This is a genomic window from Kitasatospora aureofaciens (assembly GCF_019192735.1).
Taxonomy (GTDB): Bacteria; Actinomycetota; Actinomycetes; order Streptomycetales; family Streptomycetaceae; genus Kitasatospora; species Kitasatospora aureofaciens_A.
Window position 1 is genome coordinate 50,842 of record NZ_JAHTKP010000020.1, and the last position, 17,562, is coordinate 68,403.

The 17,562-nt window shown below is 67.8% G+C and carries 12 protein-coding genes and 1 pseudogene; 5 read left to right on the forward strand and 8 right to left on the reverse strand.

Annotated elements, in window-relative coordinates; translation table 11 throughout:
- Window positions 1–7: 7 nt before the first annotated feature.
- The 3 genes from KV557_RS20750 to KV557_RS20760 all read right to left on the reverse strand — a co-directional run bounded on the left by KV557_RS20750 (window position 8) and on the right by KV557_RS20760 (window position 2,365).
- Window positions 8–739 carry a hypothetical protein gene (locus KV557_RS20750; RefSeq protein WP_218202385.1) on the reverse strand — a complete coding sequence of 244 codons (732 nt, stop codon included), beginning with the start codon at window positions 737–739 and terminating at the stop codon, window positions 8–10.
- Window positions 740–830: 91 nt separating this feature from the next.
- The gene (locus KV557_RS20755; protein WP_218202386.1) at window positions 831–1,091 is read right to left on the reverse strand and encodes a hypothetical protein; all 261 of its coding nucleotides are present in this window, start codon (window positions 1,089–1,091) and stop codon (window positions 831–833) included.
- A gap of 122 nt (window positions 1,092–1,213) precedes the next feature.
- The gene (locus KV557_RS20760) at window positions 1,214–2,365 is read right to left on the reverse strand and encodes an ISAs1 family transposase (RefSeq protein ID WP_256177717.1); all 1,152 of its coding nucleotides are present in this window, start codon (window positions 2,363–2,365) and stop codon (window positions 1,214–1,216) included.
- A 153-nt stretch (window positions 2,366–2,518) separates the two neighbouring features.
- On the opposite strand from KV557_RS20760, the gene KV557_RS20765 reads away from it, so the two are divergent.
- A complete protein-coding gene (locus tag KV557_RS20765; RefSeq protein WP_218202388.1) occupies window positions 2,519–2,659 on the forward strand; it encodes a hypothetical protein in 141 nt (46 codons plus the stop codon).
- A gap of 406 nt (window positions 2,660–3,065) precedes the next feature.
- Here KV557_RS20765 and KV557_RS20770 read toward each other — a convergent pair whose 3' ends face one another.
- Window positions 3,066–4,496, reverse strand: coding sequence for an RICIN domain-containing protein (locus KV557_RS20770; RefSeq protein WP_218202390.1), 1,431 nt, complete (start codon window positions 4,494–4,496; stop codon window positions 3,066–3,068).
- 204 nt (window positions 4,497–4,700) lie between these two features.
- Between KV557_RS20770 and KV557_RS20775 the strand changes: the two genes are divergently transcribed.
- Both KV557_RS20775 and KV557_RS44890 read left to right on the forward strand, forming a co-directional pair.
- Window positions 4,701–5,033 carry a hypothetical protein gene (locus KV557_RS20775; RefSeq protein ID WP_218202392.1) on the forward strand — a complete coding sequence of 111 codons (333 nt, stop codon included), beginning with the start codon at window positions 4,701–4,703 and terminating at the stop codon, window positions 5,031–5,033.
- A 90-nt stretch (window positions 5,034–5,123) separates the two neighbouring features.
- Window positions 5,124–5,252, forward strand: coding sequence for a hypothetical protein (locus KV557_RS44890; protein WP_374106656.1), 129 nt, complete (start codon window positions 5,124–5,126; stop codon window positions 5,250–5,252).
- Between the two features lie 947 nt (window positions 5,253–6,199).
- Here KV557_RS44890 and KV557_RS20785 read toward each other — a convergent pair.
- Window positions 6,200–6,538 (reverse strand): hypothetical protein, encoded by a 339-nt coding sequence (locus tag KV557_RS20785; protein WP_218202394.1) that lies wholly within the window; start codon window positions 6,536–6,538, stop codon window positions 6,200–6,202.
- Window positions 6,539–6,717: 179 nt separating this feature from the next.
- The gene (locus KV557_RS20790; RefSeq protein ID WP_218202396.1) at window positions 6,718–7,944 is read right to left on the reverse strand and encodes a helix-turn-helix domain-containing protein; all 1,227 of its coding nucleotides are present in this window, start codon (window positions 7,942–7,944) and stop codon (window positions 6,718–6,720) included.
- Between the two features lie 155 nt (window positions 7,945–8,099).
- Between KV557_RS20790 and KV557_RS20795 the strand changes: the two genes are divergently transcribed.
- Window positions 8,100–9,295 (forward strand): IS3 family transposase gene (locus KV557_RS20795; protein WP_256177718.1). Its coding sequence is split into 2 segments (ribosomal slippage): window positions 8,100–8,378 and window positions 8,381–9,295, totalling 1,194 coding nucleotides; the frame shifts between segments, so codons are not numbered across the junction.
- A gap of 40 nt (window positions 9,296–9,335) precedes the next feature.
- Window positions 9,336–9,635, forward strand: a pseudogene (locus KV557_RS20800) (tyrosine-type recombinase/integrase); the annotation flags it as partial.
- 113 nt (window positions 9,636–9,748) lie between these two features.
- Here the strand turns inward: KV557_RS20800 and KV557_RS20805 are convergent.
- Window positions 9,749–10,303 (reverse strand): hypothetical protein, encoded by a 555-nt coding sequence (locus KV557_RS20805; RefSeq protein ID WP_218202398.1) that lies wholly within the window; start codon window positions 10,301–10,303, stop codon window positions 9,749–9,751.
- Window positions 10,304–17,515, reverse strand: coding sequence for a polymorphic toxin-type HINT domain-containing protein (locus KV557_RS20810; RefSeq protein ID WP_218202400.1), 7,212 nt, complete (start codon window positions 17,513–17,515; stop codon window positions 10,304–10,306).
- Window positions 17,516–17,562: the final 47 nt, after the last annotated feature.

The following is a 17,562-nucleotide window of genomic DNA, read 5'->3' on the forward strand; positions in this document are numbered from 1 at the left end:
CCTGAGCTCAAATCAGCCCCAGTATCTCGCTACTCCACCCCAGGGCCTGCGGCGAATGCCAGAGAGGACGCTCGCCCTTGTTAGCGAGATTGCGACCTTCAGAGAATGATTCGCGATGTGGTTCTCCGAGCTCAAGGACTCGCCGAATCAGCGCCCGCGCTTCCTCTGCGAGACCTCGGCTGACGAGGAGCTCCAGCAGATCCTGCGCGAAGCCGGTGGGGCGAAGGAGCGCGTCCGGCACGGCTGAGGCCAGACCCTCAGGAATCTCAGAGGATCTGAACCATGGCAACGCGACCTCTTTTGCATGCTCATACAGCCTATCGACGGCCACGAGCCTGCCGGCAGGAAGCGTGATGATCGCCTTGGGCTCCCGAGAGATATCAAGGAAGCTGGTGGCGCAGACAATTCCCGCCATGGACCCTGGACGTTCGACCGTGCGGTCCGCGTTCGACCCTCTCCATGCTTGGAGTTCTTCATCGAAGACCTCCAAGCCTACGATGCTGAACTCGATCAGACTGCCAGCCCTGTTCCAGCGACTGGCTTCTAGTCGCATGCGCTCAAGTCGACCATCAAGGCGACGCTCCAAGCTAGTTCGACCGTTGAGCCAGCGGAAGCCGTCTGACTCCAACCGATAGCCCATCCACTCGCCGGCGGCCAGAAAGACTTCCTTGGGGCCTTCCAGCCCGATCAGCCGTTCGGCGATCCGTGCCGCCGAACGCCCCTGCTCATTGGTAGCCATGACCCTCATTGTGCCGCACCCGCCAGGACTCGCACAGGAGAGCCGTAGATAATGTGCCCGGAGCGCCGAACCGCCCCGGGCACATTATGCATCATGGATTACATACGCCGCACTGCCAATGGTCGATCGAGACGGGCATTTTCATCGTAGTGCCCTGCTTAATACCATACTGCTCAAGTTTGCTCGTATCGAGAACCGCCCCACTACGGGCAAGCTCCGGATATCCGACTGCTTGGTTATCGGTCACCGTCGCCCCGCCCGCCTTGGATTCAACGGCAACCCAGTTGCCGTTGGTGTCTCGCGCGATGAAGTCTGCGATGAAGACATCACCATTGCTGTTGATGAATCGCACCTGCGGAGTGATATCCGTATATCCGCCCCGTTGGAGCCGATCGAGCGTTGCCGCCTCCCCGATTGCGCCGTGCGGAACCCCCAGGGCCGTTGCAAAGTCCTGTGATCTTGTAGTCGCACTGGTCAGGCGATGCCCAGTAGGTCGAGCGGGCGGGTGAAGGGCTCGTAGGAGGCGTGCCGGATGCCGGCCGCGATGTTGCGGTGTCCGGCGGCGCGGAGCGCGTTGATCGCCAGGTTGCGCAGGGTCGACATGTTTTCGGGGCCGTGGCCGGTGTGGATCTTCGAGGCGTCCTCGGCGAAGGTGGTGTCGCGGACGAAGTGCAGCCGGTTCTCGATGGTCCACTGCGACCTGGCCAGCCGGCCGAGCCGCTGGGGCGATGCCTGATGTGAGGTCAGGTCCGTGATCGCGTAGACGGTCTGGCGGGTAACGGTGCCGGTCGTGAGGTCGGTGCGGTGGCGCAGGATGCGTACGGCCTGGGCGGCGTGGGGGAAGTCCAGGCCGAGGTCGGTCACGGTGAGGGCTCTGGTCACCCGGGTTTCCCGGCGGCCATGGCCGATCTCGCGGTCGTAGCGGCGCGCGGTGACGTCCTTCCACGGCAGCGATCGCAGCCGGCGGTGCAGTTCGGGCTGGTTGGCCTTGACCACCAACAGGTAGTGCGCCTTCTTCTCCTCCACCAGGAACCGCGCGTGGGCGCGCTGGGTGTGCAGGGCGTCGGCCGTGACCGTGACCCCCCTCAAGTCGAAGGGCACAAGTAGCGCGGTGAAACAGGTGATCTCATTGGTTTTGTCGGGGACCCGAAGCTGGGTGACGGTTCGGCCGTCGCTGGTCATCGCGGCCAGCAGGTGGGCGGCGGGCGTCTGGCCGTGCCGGGAGCCGCGGGCGGCCTTGCCATCGATCGCCACCGAGTCCGAGCCGGCAGGATCAGCGCCGGTCAGATCGGCCAGGCCGCCGGGGCAGACCAGGCCGACCACCCGCCGAATCGTGGCGGCACTCGGTGCGACGCGCACGCTCAACGCCCCCACGACCCGGGCACCCAGCCGGGCCAGGGCATGCTGCGGCGCGTTCGCGGACCACTGGCCGATGGCCGCATACGAGCGTGCGCCGGCGACCACCGCCGAGGCGGCAACCAGCAGCACCGCCACGAACGGGTGACGCACCCCTCGACGCCGACGTGGATCGGGCAACAGCCGCAACCGCTCCACCAGCGACAATCCCGCCACACCCTCCAGAGCGGGCGACTTGAACAGGCAGACGGTGGCAGACTGACGACACATCGAAGTTCCGGTGGTACGAGGCGACTTGGGAAGGTCACCCCGCTCAACCGGAGCTTCGTTGCGTTCGTGACGGCCTGGCCCGAACTCCTCGTTCCACCGCGACCTGCGGACTCACACGATCACCGGGACTTTGAAACGCCCCTGGGCGGGCTGGTGACCATGCGCAACCCGGACGGGTCGCTGCGCCGCCTGCGGGACCCTGGGCGAGCCCTGGAACGGTGGCTCCTCGACGAGGGCGTGGGGAACCTGGACCCCGAGGTCGTCGCGACGGTCCGCCAGGAGCTCACGCGATAGCAGCGGGCCGGTGGCGGCCTGCGGAGGGCCGCCGCTGTGATCGTCGCCAGTATCAGCCTCTACCTGTCGACGGACGCATCGGACAAGGCCTACACGAACCAGCGGCTGGCGAACCGTCTGGCCATCGCTTACCGCGTCGCGTGGCACGTTGACGGGGGAGAGCGACGGGCCCCGTCCAGCAGATCGCCGAGGAGTTCGGAGCCACCCGACCGGCGATCTTCCGGCACGTCAGCAAGCTCGCGGAGCAGCGCTCGTAAGCTGCCCGCCGGCTACTTGCTCCGTGGAGTCAGAGAGTGGGAACTCCGAGGCCCTGAAGGACGGACGGGGCCTGCGCCGGAGATCACCGGTCACCGACCGCTGTCTGCCACCGGCCTACAGCAGCGACGGGGCCGGGTGGTGGCGCGGATCAGGCCGGGACGAGATCCCATAGCTGGTCGGGGGTGCCGGCGGTAGGTGCCTGGGTGACCGCTCCCCCCGTCTGGGCGGGAGAGGTGAGGGCGAGTCCGGAATTGGCGTTCGTGATGGTGTAGCCGTTGGTGTGGTCGCCGCGGATGCGGAAGGCCTGGTTGGGGCTGAACATCTGCGCCACGTCGACGGGGTTGATGGTGACGGCGGTGCAGTGGAACTGGATCAGGGGGGTGCCGGCAGTGGTGCTCGACCCGGTCACGTCCAGGCACTGGTTGCTGTGCACCGGGCGCAGATTCCAGCCGCCCAGGGCGGCCTTGAAGGTGAAGGCCTGGTTCGGGTTGCCGGTGGGGGTGAAGCCGACCAGGGGCGCCTGGTCAGCGGTCGAGGAGCCGGAGACGTCGAGGTAGAGGCCGGTGGCGCGGTTCACGACGCGGTAGCGCTGGTCGAGCTTCGGGTCCTCGAAGCCGTAGGACATCGGCCACAGGTAGTAGCCACGCCACGGTGAGTCGGCGTAGTACTGGCGCTGGTACCAGTCGACGTAGTCCGGTTGGCAGGAGCCGCTGCGGTAGATCTCGTCGTCGTACGGGCAGTAGGCCTCGAAGATCTGCTGCTTGCGGGCCTGCGTTGCCCCGTCCAGGTTGGGGGCCGACTCCCGGGCCAGATAGTCCCGGTAGTACGTGACGCGCGGCCACGCCCCGCCGCGCCGGTTCAGGGCACCGACCAGGAGCCTGGTCGCTGCGACGTGGTCGGCGTGGAAGTTCCCGTCCATGGAGCTCTTCTGGTGGTCCGCCGACGGATCTTCGGTGTTGATCACGGTCGGCTGGTAGTCGTCGATGACGCCCTGGACGAAGGCGAGGACCTGCTCGCGGTTCAGCCGCTGCTGCACCGGCGCGTCCGCCCCCGGGATGGGCCACGCCTCCTGGTTGTCCGCGTACAGCGCCCACAGCTGGCCCTTGTACATCGTGCCGGCGTCGTTGGACGCGGCGGCGTCCGGCACGCGCAGCTCGACCGTGGAGACCCGGTCACCGAGCGACCACGTCGTCGCCTGCACGCCCGCCGCCGAGTAGGGCGCGTGCTGCCAGTCGCCAGGGATGCCGGCGGCCGCCTGGTAGGCCTGGCGGTCGCCGACCTCGCGGCTTTCCATGTACGCGTACTTGTCGGCGTCCGTCGGATGCGGCGCGACACCGTCCCGGCTGTAGTACGAGCCGACCAGGAACAGGGTCCGCACGCAGACGTCTGGGTTCGCCAGGTCGTTGATCAGGTCCGGGGTCAGGAAGAGCAGGTCGTCGTCGTGGTGGGCGACCACGTTCAGCACCCGGCCGCCCGAGCATGGCGCGGCGGGCGCCGCGTCGGCCGGCGGGGCGGCCACGAGTCCCGCGGCCAGTAGGGCGGTTGACAGGACGCCGGAGACCCGGCCGGTAAAACGCATGTGTCCCCCTTGGGGCTGCGGTGCCGCGGGGCACCGGACCGGGACGGTCCCGGCAGCGCCACGAATTATCCGTCAACGCACCGACAAGCAGCAGCGGCGGCGGCTTGCGCGAAGCCGTGCCCTGGTATGCCGGACGGCCGGGGCCTGCCAGAACCAGCCGTGCCGCCAGCGCCTCACTGACCGCTCGCTGACCCGCAGGTCATCGTGGAGGAGAAGAACGCCCACTATCTGCTGGTCGTCAAGGCCAACCAGCCCGAACTACAGCGCAGGCTCCGGTCGCTGCCCTGGAAGGACGTCACCGCACGGCGCTTCGACCGCGAGATCAGCCACGGTCGCAAGGAGACCCGCGTGACCAGGGCACTCACTATCACCGACCTCGACCTCGGCTTCCCCCACGCCGTCCAGGCCGTCCGCATCCTGCGCCACCGCACCGACCTCAGGACCGGCACCGTCAGCCGCCAGACCGTCTACGCGATCACCGACCTGACCTCCCAACAAGCCTCACCACAGCGGCTTGGCCAAATCGCCAGGTTGTAGTGGACCATCGAGAACCGGCTCCACTTCGTCCGCGACACCACCTTCGGCGAGGACAACTCCAGGATCCGCACCGGCCACGGCCCCGAGAACATGGCGACCCTGCGAAACCTGGCAATCAACACGCTACGGAAGCACGGACACCGCAACATCGCCGCCGGCCTCCGCCACGTCTCCTACGACCCCTTCAACCGGCCGCTGGACCTCCTGGGCATTACCTGACCAGCCGGTCCACATGATCACCGGGACTTTGAAACACCCCTGGCGGAACCCCATCCACGGGACAATTTCCCACGTTGTGCACCAGTACTGGAGCGTTTCCAGCCAGTACATAGTAAGTGTGATAGGCGCCCCCTTCCTGACCGCGTTTTCGCAGGTGAGCGGCAATCTACCGGTCCGTCAAGGTCCGTGGAAGTGCGTTGCTGTCCTGCCCTGTTGCCGTCAGCGTTGCCGTCAGAGGTCTACACCACTGGGGGTATTTGGGGTGGGTGGCAGTGAGGGCGGTGGAGCGGGCTTTGGCCGGTGTCCTGCCCGGGTTGGGGTCGGGCATGGCCAGGGGGCCGTACGCTGCCCGGCGACGGGGCAGGTCCCTGCCTGCCCGCCGTTCTGTCCCGTGGCCCCCTGGTCTTGCCCGACGAGGGCCCCGACTCGGGTAGGTGGGTAGAGCACGCTTCGCCGCCCGGCCCGCGCCTGAGCACCGAGCCTCGCCATGGAGCGTTGGCGCTGGGCCACCCTGCCTGGTGCGAGCCGCTGGCCTTCTCGGTCAGCGCCAACCCGGAGACGCGGCTTGGATGCTGGCCGGTCCCGGCTTCCCTGGCTGGCCCCGTTGTTGGCCTGCTGCCAGGCGATCATCGGGCCCTGCCAGGCACACTCTGCTTTTGCGCGCGCAGGTGGCCGGGCCGTCGCGCGGTGGGGCGTAGACAGGAAGCGCGGGGCGGCTCGGCCTGCGGGCGCGCGGCCCGCGCAAGCGGGCCGCCTTGAACCCGTAAGGAAAGTTTCGACGCACTCCACCACCAGGGCCGCGTCCTGCTGAACTGCTGAACCCGCCTGCCCGCCACCGCTGTTCACTGGACCGGCCATGTCCGTACTGGACTGCGGCACAGCCGACGGCCGAGAGACCCACTCCCCGCATCCCGAGGCGGCAGCCTTGTGCGAAGACGAAGCCGGGATCAGCTACGGGCGCTCACTTCGCTGGCCACGATGATCCGGCCGCCGGCCTTCCGCACGGAGCGGCTGACGCGGGCCTTCTCGTCGGGCAGGACGGAGAGCATCTCGCCGGTGGGGACGATGATGGTGTCGGCGTCGCCGTCGAGGAGCATCTGCAGGGCGTAGGTGAGTCCTCGGCGCTGGTCGGGTTCGGTGGCGCCCTCGTCGTCGTGGATCACACCCGCGAGGTGCAGGCCCGACTCGCGGGCGATCCGCTCGCACATCGCCTGCCGGGTGACGACGGGCTCGTCCTTGGCCGTGCACAGGTAGACGACGGCGGTGGGCTGCGCGGGCTTGGTCATCTCTTCGTCCCATCTCAGTTCGGCTCGGCTCGGGACCGTTGGTGATGCTGTGTCGGTCCGTGCCGTTCGTGCGGTTACTGAGATCGTCGGGCGTCGAGGTCGGGTCGCCCAGGAACGTGCCGGGTCAGTTCGCCCATCCTCCGGAGTGGATCTGGTACGTAGTGTCTCTGCCGTGCTGGTCAGAGCTCGACGGCGAGGAAGTCGGCGAGTTCGACGAGTTGTGGGGACAGGCCGCGCTTGCGGCGGGTGACGAGGGTGGTAGCGATGTCGCGGGCGTATCGCTGGTAGCGCAGCCATTCGGGGGCGGCCTGCTTGATGCCGAGCAGGATGTCGGTGGCCGGCGCGTAGTCGCGTTGTTCGGTGTGGGCGGCGGCGAGGTCGAGCAGGTGGCGGTTGCGGTTGTTGGAGGTGGAGCGGGCGGGTGTGGTGACCTGTCCGGAGAGCTGGAGTGCCTTGCCGTACTCGCGCAGGACCATGGCGTTCTCGACCTCCTTCATGGCCACCGTGTTGGGGCCGAAGGTCGTCCAGTACTCGTGGTAGTCGATCACGTCCCGGCCGACCAGGACGGCGGCGGCCTTGGCCTGCCGGATCATCTCGTCCGCCTCCGGGGTGCGGTTGTTGCGCACGGCCGCCGCTGATCCTCGCAGCAGCAGCCAGCCCCATGTGCCGAGGTGGCTGGCGGTGGAGTGCCGGAAGGACGGCTCGATGGCGTCCGCCGTGGCGACGGCCACGTCTTCGGCCTCGTCGAAGCGGCGCTGTCGCAGGAGCAGCCAGCACAGCGAGACCGCCGCGGATGCCCCGAGAACCTGGTTCCCGCTCCGTTCGGCCAGGTCGATGGCCCGGTTCAGGGCCTGGTACGCGAGATCGTCATGCCGCAGGTGGATAAGCGTGGACCCGGCCAGCTGGTACGCCTGCGCCTGCACCTCCAGCGCCGCCAACTGGGCTTCCCCTTGTGCCAGTTCGGCGACCTGAGCTGCCTCGGTCAGCACACTGGGCAGTGCTCCGAGTGTGGCCGCGTAGTCGTCCCCCTGGTAGAGGCGGTTGCCTTCACGCACCGACGCGCGGACGCCGGTGATGGTCGGGGCGTCGTGAACGTCATCAGCATGGGCCACCCGGCCCAAGCCCCTGGCGGGTGTGATCACCCGACGGATCGCCAGAATCCCGGCCGGATCGACCTCCGGGGCGACCGGGGCTTCGATCGGACCGGTCTGCATCAGGTCCGTCGTCTTCACGCCCAACGCCTGGGCGAGCTGGCGCAAGGTGCCCATACGGGCGCTTTCGCGGTCGTTGCGCTCCAGCTTCCGGATGGTCGCCACCGACACCCCGGACGCCTCCGCGAACTGCTCCTGCGTCATGCCCCGGCGTCGGCGCAACCGCCCGATCCGGTCACCGATGCTCTCCGCCATGGCCACCCCTGAACCTGCGTCTTCGTTCCTCGCCAACGGTACGCCGCCCTCCAAGACCCCGGTGTGAACAGCGGGCGACCGTAATCGTGGGCTTTACCCCGGTTTGTGGACACTTCTGAGAAGCGGATCTTGGGGTCCGTGGAGAGGATGTCCTCATGGGTACTGCGAGGTACTCGGGGGAGTTCAAGCGGGACGCGGTCGCGCTGGTGGAGTCCAGCGGGCGGCGCATCCCGTCGGTGGCGCGCGAGCTGGGTGTCAACCCGGAATCGCTGCGCCAGTGGGTCGCGCGGTCACGGGCGGAGGCGGCCGCGTCGGGTGCGGGCGGTGAGGGCCCGTTGACCCCGACCGAGCGCGAGGAACTGCGCAGGCTGCGCAAGCAGGTCCGTGAGCTGGAGCTGGAGAAGGAGATCCTGCGGAAGGCAGCCCAATACTTTGCCAAGGAGATGGGTCGATGACCGGCCGCTGGCGGTTCATCTCCGACCATCGTGACCTGTACGGAGTACAGCGGCTGTGCCGGGTGCTGAGCGTCTCCGCGTCCGGCTTCTACCGGTGGATCGCCGCGGCGGCCACCCGGGCCGCGCGCAGGTCCGCCGACGAGGACCTGGGCGCTCGGATCGAGGAGATCCACAGCGAGTCGAACGGCGCCTACGGCGTTCCACGGATCACCCGCGAACTGCGGGAGCGGCACGGTGTGGTCAACCACAAGCGCGTCGCCCGGCTGATGCGCGAGCGTGGGATCGCCGGCCGGCACCTGCGGCGCACGGTCCGCACGACGGTCGCGGACCGGAGCGTGCCACCGGCGCCAGACCTGGTGGGGCGGGTGTTCACCGCTCCGGCGCCGGACGTCCGGTGGTGCGGCGACATCACGTACCTGCCGGTCGGCGGCTCGTGGATGTATCTGGCGACGGTGATCGACATGCACTCGCGGCGGGTCGTGGGCTGGTCGCTCGCGGAGCACATGCGCGCCGGCCTGGTCATCGACGCCGTCCGGTCCGCGGTCGGCGCCCGGGGCGACGACGTGCGCGGGGTGGTCTTTCACTCCGACCGCGGAGCGCAATATACGTCGGCGGCGTTCGCCGAGGTCTGCCGGGCGTACGGGATACGGCGTTCGATGGGGCGGGTCGGCTCCAGCTATGACAACGCCCTCGCGGAGTCCTTCTTCGCCACGTTGAAGCGTGAACTGCTCTACGGTTCACGCTGGTTGACCAGGCCGCAGGCCCGCATGGCGGTCTTCGCCTGGATGGCCTGGTACAACCGCAAGCGGCGACACTCCGCCCTCGGCTACCGCAGCCCCGTCGACTACGAACGACAGCACGCTACTAGCGTCGATAGCCTGGACCTGGTCGCATAGCAGGCGAGTGTCTACAAAATAGGGCAAAGCCCGAGCCACCCTCACCCGACACTTCACCGCCCTGCTCCGCCGAGCCAGGCTCCGCCGCATCCGCTTCCACGACCTCCGGCACTCGGCGGCGACCCTCCTCCTGGAACAGGGCGTCGAACTCGTCGTGATCAAGGAATTGCTCGGACATGCCCACATTGGCGTCACCGCTACGGTGTACGCCCACGTCCGACTCCGCCTCCAGCGGCAGGCCATCGACACCCTCAGCAACGTCCTCCGCCACCCCGCAACTGGCGCTACCGAGCCCGACGACGGCGACGATCCGCCGCATTGTGCAGCACTCGTCCGCTGACGTTGCCGTCAACTACTGCCGTCAAGACGTTCAGAAGCCCCACCGGGAATACCTCCGGTGGGGCTTCTGCATGACAGCCGAATACTACCAACCGCCACGTCTAAATATCGGGCTTACACCCAGTCGAGGAGCGAATCGCGCAGCCATTTCGGCTCAATCTCAGACAAGCGAAGACGAACGCTTTCGGGCATCGAATGCTTCAATCGCCGGAGTGAGGAGACGAGACACTCCAAGGTTTTGGCATCCGAGATATCACATTCGAGAAGAGCATTTTCGATCGGCTCGGCAGCTTCCGCTACTCCAGCCGAGGAGAGAGAGGTGGCGGCCATACACAAATTTGGATTCCCAGCCGCGATCACCCCCAGGAGTGACGGAACTCCTACGGCACTCCCCATGTAAATCAGGGCTGACGCCGACATCAGTCTCACGCTTTCGTCGTCCGTCTCCCGATACACGCGTTCCATAGGATCGACCGCGAGCGACCCGAACCGTCCCAGCCGCTCGAAGATCAGGAACCGAGCCTCCTCGTCCGTCTCGAACGAGGCAACTACACGCTCGACGATGACTGAAGAGCAGGCCGCGAGGTCCTCCACAGCCCGGACACGGGACTCAAGGTCCGGCGATTCAAGGGAATCCAGCGCATGCTTAACCCTAGTCGACAATTCCATTTATCGAACCCTCGTGACTGTGTATGTGTAGCCCCCGCCGAGCGTAGTTCCACCCGGGAAAGTGTAGATCGAACTATTTCCAGGATTCATTTGCGGCCTCACGCCGTGATCGAAGGCAGCCTCTTGACTGAATTGGATCACATAGTTCTGCCTGTCACCGAATACGCCGATCCTGCCAAGCTGGCCTGAAGTTGCATCGCGCTCCAAGTCCGTGGCAAACATGTCACCCGAGCCGGTGGCCATGAATCCGTTCGAGCCCTTCCCGAACTGCAGACTCCTCACCGTGATTGTCTGACCAACGGACATTCCACTCACATCTACGCCTGCAATACCTTGCACGCCGCCCGCGTCCGTGAAGTGGGAGAATACTGTCCCTCCCCCGCTCGGTCCGCATGAGTTATGCACGAGCACCGGCGTAGTTCCGGCGAGTACATAGTACGTGTGGAACTCGCCAACTGTCAGGTTGTAGGTGATGATGGGCTTCGTGTAGCTGCGGAGTGCCGTGACGGCCGCTGCAGTGCCGTCCGCCTGGCGGAGTTTGTCTCCCACTCGCAGGTCTGCGGCGTTGACCCACTTTTCGGTGGTCGCGTCCCAGAATGGGTGGTGCTGGGTTGAGGTTAGCGTCTGGTCGCCGTTTGCTGTGTGGATTGTTAGGTCGGTGAAGTCGACGTCAGTGAGGGTCTTGATGACATCGGTGACCTTCTGGGCATGAGTCTGACCTGTTGACGGGTCCGTTGCCTGTACGGTTTCGCCGACGTGGATTTCTCCGATCGGCTTTGTGTTGCCGTCAGCGAGGAGCACGGCGGTTTCTGCGGGGAAGCTGTTGTCCTCGCAGAGTCGTGCGAGGGCTCTCATAAGGTCCTTTAGGGCTGACTTTTCACCGGTTGCCAGCATCGAGTTGATACCTCGCGCTGCCGGGCCCAGGTCAAAGCTGGAAATAGCCGCGCCAAGTGCGTCGCAGGCTTCCGGGTCCGAACCGTTTGCTCCGCCACCCTTGGCACACTTGTACCAAGGGATGACGACCGACATATCGGACAGCATTTTGTCCATGGCCTTGACATGATCCAGGTCCTGGTCCCGTTGCTGCTGGCTGGTGCAGCGTTTCCCGAGTCGCGACGTGTCGTAACAGGTCTTCTTCGTGTATGCCCGATAAGCGTCGTCGATGATCTTCTTGACGCGGGCTTCCTTCTGCTCCGCGATGGTGTGGTCAGGGTTCTGGTTGACCGTGCTGTGGCTGCACTCGCTGGTGACGCAGTCGCCGGCCATGGTGGCTTCGGCGGAACAGTCGCTGCCGCAGGCGTTGCCGTGTTCGTTGCAGCCTTCGTGGCCGTTGCGGCAGGTGTAGAGGCCGCTCGGGTCACTGGAGTTGACGGGGTCGTTGTTGCTGTAGGCGTAGGCATTCCACTGCTGTGGGTTGTCCGGGCCGATGAGCGGGTCGGGGTTGAGGAAGCGGCCGGTGGTGGGCTGGTACTCGCGGGCGCCCAGGTTGGTGAGACCGGTGGCATCGTCCTTTGTGCCGCCGACGAAGCCGTGGTCGCCGCCCCAGGTGGTGGGCTGGGTGCCGCGGGGGTTGCCGAACGGGTCGGACAGCCGCCGGGACTCCGCCAGCGTGGAGCCGTCGAGAGCGAGGGTGCCGGTGCCGTGCGGGTCGGCGATCTGGTAGGTGCTGGTGCCGCCTTGGCGGACCAGGGTGATGCCTCCGGGGATCTGGTAGGAGCGGATGCCGGTGACGGTGCCGCCGGTGTAGACGAGTTCGTCGCCGCCGAGGTTGATGGTGGTCTTGCCGGGGTCGCGGCGGATGAGCTGGTTGCCGGCAGCGTCGTAGAGGTAGGTGGTCGGTCCGGGGGTGCCGGTCTTGGCGTAGGAGGCGAGCTTGTCCTCGCCGTTCCACGTCAGGGTGGCGGTGCCGGAGGTGTCGGTGACGGCGGTGGTGTTGCCGGCCGCGTCGTACTGGGTGCTGCTGCCCGTGGTGCCGGCCGCTGCCGTGGTGGTGGAGCCGGTCAGGGCGTGCGGGCCGCCGGTTCCGCCACCGGTGTTGGGCGCGGTGGTCGGGGTGTTGACAGTGCCGGTTGCCGGGAAGGCCTGGTTGGTGGTGGTGTCCTTGGTGGTGTCACCGAAGGGGTCGTGCTGGACGAGCTGGGTGCGGTTGCCGGTGAGGTCGTAGCCGTAGCTCTGCCAGTACGCGGCGGGTCCCCCGACGGTGGTCCTCAGCGGGGCCTGGGCGCCGCTGGTGGGGGTGGCGTTGGTGCAGGAGCCGACGCCGCCCACCGTGGGCTGCGGGGCCTGGGTGAGTGTGCCGGTGTCTGTCCAGGCGTTGGTGAGTCGGCCGAGGTAGTCGTAGCCGAAGCACTGGAGATCGGTGGACGACGGGGTGTTGTCCGGGATGTTCCGTACGGCTGTGATCTGCCCGGCCGCGTTGTAGGCGTAGGTGAGCTGCTGGACGGCGCCGGTGGCGGCGGTCTGCTTGTCGACGAACTGCTGCAGCGGCCGGCCGGTGGAGGTGTCGTAGGTGTTGGTGACGACAATCTGGGTGCCCCACGGGTTCATGGTGGAGCGGATGTTGCGTCCGAAGGCGTCCCAGTCCGAGGACAGGTCGTAGGTGGCCCCGCCGTAGGCACCGTAGGTGATCAGCGGGCCGTTGTTGTCGTACGAGTAGTGGATCGACTCGTCGGCGATGTCGCCGACGGCCGAACGGTCGTCGTCGGTCAGCGCGCCGGTGACCGGGTCGAACATCGCCTGGTAGGTGTAGGTGAACGGGGTGGTGCCCTGCCCGATTTCGGTGCCGGGGATGGTGGTGGTGATGTTGGTCGGGTGGTAGGCGGTGTCGTAGGACAGGACAGCGGTGGTGTAGGCGCTGCCGGAGGCCCCACCGACGTAGCGGGTCGACGTGGCGGGCTGGCCCGGGAGGACCGTGTCGTAGGTGAAGCCGGTCAGCTGGTTGGCTGGTGCGACCGAGCCGGCGTACGAGCCTGTGGTGCGTCCGAGCAGGTCGTAGGTGTAGGCGATGGTCTGCCCGCGCGCATCGGTGCTCGAGCCAAGCCGACCGTCGGCGTCGTAGGCCTTGGTACTCGTCCCGGTGTCCGGGTCGGTGGCGGTGACCTCACGTCCCCGCAGGTCGTAGCCGCGGCTCCAGGTGTTGCCCGCCGCGTCCTTGTGCGTGGCGAGGTGCCCGTCGGCCGTGTAGGTGTAGGAGGTCACGTCCGCGTCGGCCGGGTTGCCGGTGGCGGTGGCGGTCTTGTACTGCCACAGCTGGGCGGTGTGACCGCGGGCGTCGGTGACGGTGGACGTGGGCGTGGCGCCGGCAGGCGGCGTGGTGTCGGTCCGGTCGATGCCGGGGTAGGCGGTCGTGGTGGTGGTCTGGGCGACGCCGTAGGCGACGAACTGCTGCGTGACGGGGCGGCCGAGGCCGTCGTAGAGGCTGTAGGCCTGGGCCGGGACCTCCTTCGTCGTGGTCACGTACGGCGTGGTGCTGGGCGTGGCCTTGTCGTTGTACCAAGGACTGTTCGCCCGGGTGACCCGGCCCTGAGAGTCGTAGACCGTGTCGGTGATCAGCCGTCCGGCCTTGTAGGCGGACAGGGCCGGGGTGGACTGGGTCTGCACGACCCGGCCTGCGCCGTCCATGATCTGGATGCTGACGGCGTACTTCCCGTCGGCCAGTAGCTTGGAGCTGGTCACGGTCGGCGGCACGGCGGCGCCGTTGACGACACCCGGGGTCGAGTACGCGAACGTGGCGTTGGCGCTGGCTGTGGTGTCCTGTCCCGGCAGCCACACGCCGGTGATCCGGCCGAGCGCGTCGTAGGACCGGCTGGTGCTACGGCCGTTGGGGTCGGTGACCTTGATCGGAAGGGAGCGTGCCGGATCCATCGTGGTCGTGCTGACTCGCCCGGACGCGGCGTCGGCAGCTCCGGCCGGGGCCGGGGCCGTGACGGTGAGGCTGTTCGGGAGCTCACCGGCCGTCGACGCGGTGTAGGCCGTCGTCGTGGTGGCGCCGCCCGGGTGGGCGCTGTCTGTTGCGTTCGGGTCGGTCGTCCCGACGAGCCGCCCGTAACCGTCGTAAGCATTGTTCACCGCGGTGAACTGCGGCGTTCCGCCGGCGTCGTAGTGGTCGAGCGTCAGGCTGCTCGTCACGTCGTGCGCGGTGCCGACCTGGCCGACTGGCCGGCCGTCGTACACCGACCTGCTCCAGGAGACGGTGTTGGCGGCAGTCGGAGTGGCGGTGCAGGCGTTCGCACCGGAGACCGCGATCACCTCGGACGGCAGTGCCAGGACCTGCGGGTCCGAGCCCGCCGCGTAGTTGGTGCGGGTGCAGATGTCCGGCAGGTCGTCGGCCGTGTCGATCGAGGTGAGGACGCGGTTGCCGTTGGCCTTGTCGGTTGTGGTGCTCTTCGCCGACGTCCGCCACGTGCCGTCCGCCTTCAGCGACCGTGATGTGGTGGTCGCGCTGGTGGTGGCGTAGCGAGCGGTGAGGGCAGGCAGGTTGGCACCCTGGCTGTGCGTGGCGGTGGTGACCGGGCCGCCCGCGGTGCTGACGGTGTAGCCGGCGATGCTGCCGCCCGCCTGGGTGTAGGTGTCGGACTCCAGGACCTGGCCGGAGATCCAGTCGGAGTCGGTGACCGTGGCGGTGCCGGTGACCTGGCCGCTCATCGGGCCGGCGATCTGGACACTGCGCCCTGTGCCGTTGGCGAGGATGTCACCATCCATGCCCTGGTAGTACGTCGTCGAGCTCTGCGACTGCGGGCCGTCGTTGCCGCTTCCGGAGACGGCGGTGACGCTCGCGTAGCCGCGGAACTGGTCCCAGGTGCGGTTCTTGTCCTGAGTCGCCGACGAGTCGTTGCGGTGCCAGGCGGCCTTGCCGTAGGTGTAGTTGGTCACCATCGGGATTGAACCGGGGGTCGCCGGGTTCGTGGTGACGCTGGCGACCGGGTACTTCAGGAACCAGTCGTCCACGGGCGCCGCACCGATGATCGAGCCGGGCGGATTCCACTTGACGTTGTAGCAGGAGAGCGTGTCGCTGTCGGCGGAGGCCGGCATGACGTTGTTCACCCGGGAGCAGCCGGCAGACGCGTAGTTGACGCCGATGGTGCCGCCGGTCTCGGTGGTGATCAGCTGGATGCGCGGCCGGTTGTAGGCCGGCGGTGCGGGCACCAGGTTGGTGCCGTCCACACGGTTGGGAAGCAGCTGGGAAGTGAAGGACACCGGCGGCAGCGTGATGGAGCCGCCGTTCGCCTGGGGGTCCTGGCCGGTGCGCTGCACCGAGGCGAGCCAGGGGACCTGGGTGTTCTCGGTGGCGTTCTGTACGTTGATGAACGTGTGGTTGAGCGCGTAGGAGTCCACCGTCTGGTAGGCACCGCTGACCCGGATCTGGGTGGCGATGGACGCGAGCCACTTGGTGGTCCAGAACGTGGGACCGTAGACGGCGCACGTGCTGCTCGCGTCGCACTGCTGGTCCAGCGGGACGTCGGGCCAGTTCGCCGCGTTGGCCGCGGTGCGCTGGGACGGGTCGCAGGCCGCGGTGGAGGTGACGCACCGCTCGGAGGTGTTGAAGACGATCTTCGCGGCGGGGTTGTAGGCGCCGCTGTTGTTCAGCTGGTCCGAGAGGAGCTGGCCGTAGCCGATCGAGGAGAGCGTGCCCGCGCGGGTGTAGGCGGTGCTGGTGCCGTTGCCGTTGTTCTGGGCCCCACCGCGGGAGTAGTAGTTCGTCTCGGGGACGTAGGTGTAGGTGGTGAGGTTGCCGTGCGGGTCCGCGACGAAGTCGAGGTTCCAGCGCCACGCGGTCTGGCACCACGAGCCCTTGCCCTTGGCCGGGTCGTAGCACGGGTCGCCGTTGTTGGGCGAGTAGACCGGGAGGGTCCACGCCGAGCCGCTGTCCGCGCCGAGGGCGGTCGGGTTGCCGTTCGCGTCAGGGACGTGGTTCAGGCCGAAGTAGTAGACGGTGCCGCTGGTGTCGGTGACCTTGAGGTAGGAGCCGTTCCAGGTGCCGTTGGTCGCGCCGGTCAGGAACTGGATCTTGGTGCCGTCGTCGTCCTTCAGCCGCCAGGTGCAGGCCGCCTGCTCCATCGCCGCCGGCGCACCGGACTGGCAGGAGGCGTCGTCCGGAACCAGCTGACCGGAGTGACCCGCGAGTGACAGGGTGAGGTTCGCGCCGCCCCAGCACTGGTCACCAGAGCCGGTGATCCCGTCCAGCGAACAGGGCTTGAACGACCGCTCGACGAAGCCGGCACCGTAGTCCCAGCCGTCGCCGATCCAGGAGGCCTGCGAGTTGCTCGACGAGGTGCGCCCGTCCACTGAGGCAGAGTCGTAGGACAGCGACACCTTCGGGGCCGAGCCGGCCAGCGCCGGTGGCACCTGCACCGGGTACCCGTAGGTGAACGCGCCCGACGAGCCGCCGGCGGTCCAGGACTGGGAGGCTCCGAGCGGGGTTGCCGAGTAGGTTCCGGCCCCGCTGGACGCCCCCGACACCACGCCGATCGTGGTCGAGGTGGTGGTGGAGTCCGCGTACACCGCCCGGGCCGCCCCCGTGACGGCGTCGGTGGCGGTCCTGGTGACCGGGGTGGTCGCGGTCGCGGCGGCCCCCGTCCCGGTCAGCGGGACGTCAGCGACGAGCTTCTTCGTCGACGGGTCGTAGTGCGACTCCAGCGGCGTCTGCTTGCGGCAGTCCTGGGCCTGCGGCGTTGTCGTCGTGCAACCGGGCAGAACCACCAGGTGCGCCCGTGCCGCCCAGTTCGCGCCGAAGGCGCTGTCCAAACTCGACGCGTCTACGCCCAGACGCACTGCCGCGGCATCCCCCGAGCCGGGGCGGGTGAGAGTCACCGCGACACCGGGTATTCCGGCGGTCACCGAGGCCTTGCTGTCGGCTACCTCGACCTGGATCGTCTGACCCGCAGCGGACGAGCCGGCCAACGGTGCAACCGTGACCGGAAGCCCTGAGACCTTGGCCTCGGCACCGGCCTGCGGCTTCTCGCCCTCAGCCAGGGGATGCGGATCAGGGGCGGAACCGAGGGTCACCGAGGCGTGGCCGCCCGGGATCGCCTGCGGGTTCTTCGGCGGGGTCCAGGTCGGCGGCACCGGGTGCTCCGGCTTAGGGGCCGGAATCGGGTTGACGTTCTGGCCGGCGATCGAGGCCGTCTTCGGCAGGGCAGTGTTCGGCGGCGACCACTTGCGCGAGTAGTCCGGCCCGCCCGCCGCAGCCGCGATCGGCAGGGGCGCGAGCATCGACCCGAGGACTGCGACCGTCGTGACGGCCGCAAGCCGTCCGCGCA

Excerpts from the sequence above, each read along its gene's own strand:
- KV557_RS20750 (WP_218202385.1), bottom strand. The coding sequence starts at position 739 with ATGGCTACCAATGAGCAGGGGCGTTCGGCGGCACGGATCGCCGAACGG.
- KV557_RS20760 (WP_256177717.1), bottom strand. The coding sequence starts at position 2,365 with ATGTGTCGTCAGTCTGCCACCGTCTGCCTGTTCAAGTCGCCCGCTCTG.
- KV557_RS20770 (WP_218202390.1), bottom strand. The coding sequence starts at position 4,496 with ATGCGTTTTACCGGCCGGGTCTCCGGCGTCCTGTCAACCGCCCTACTG.
- KV557_RS44890 (WP_374106656.1), top strand. The coding sequence starts at position 5,124 with ATGGCGACCCTGCGAAACCTGGCAATCAACACGCTACGGAAGCACGGA.
- KV557_RS20785 (WP_218202394.1), bottom strand. The coding sequence starts at position 6,538 with ATGACCAAGCCCGCGCAGCCCACCGCCGTCGTCTACCTGTGCACGGCC.
- KV557_RS20790 (WP_218202396.1), bottom strand. The coding sequence starts at position 7,944 with ATGGCGGAGAGCATCGGTGACCGGATCGGGCGGTTGCGCCGACGCCGG.
- KV557_RS20805 (WP_218202398.1), bottom strand. The coding sequence starts at position 10,303 with ATGGAATTGTCGACTAGGGTTAAGCATGCGCTGGATTCCCTTGAATCG.
- KV557_RS20810 (WP_218202400.1), bottom strand. The coding sequence starts at position 17,515 with ATGCTCGCGCCCCTGCCGATCGCGGCTGCGGCGGGCGGGCCGGACTAC.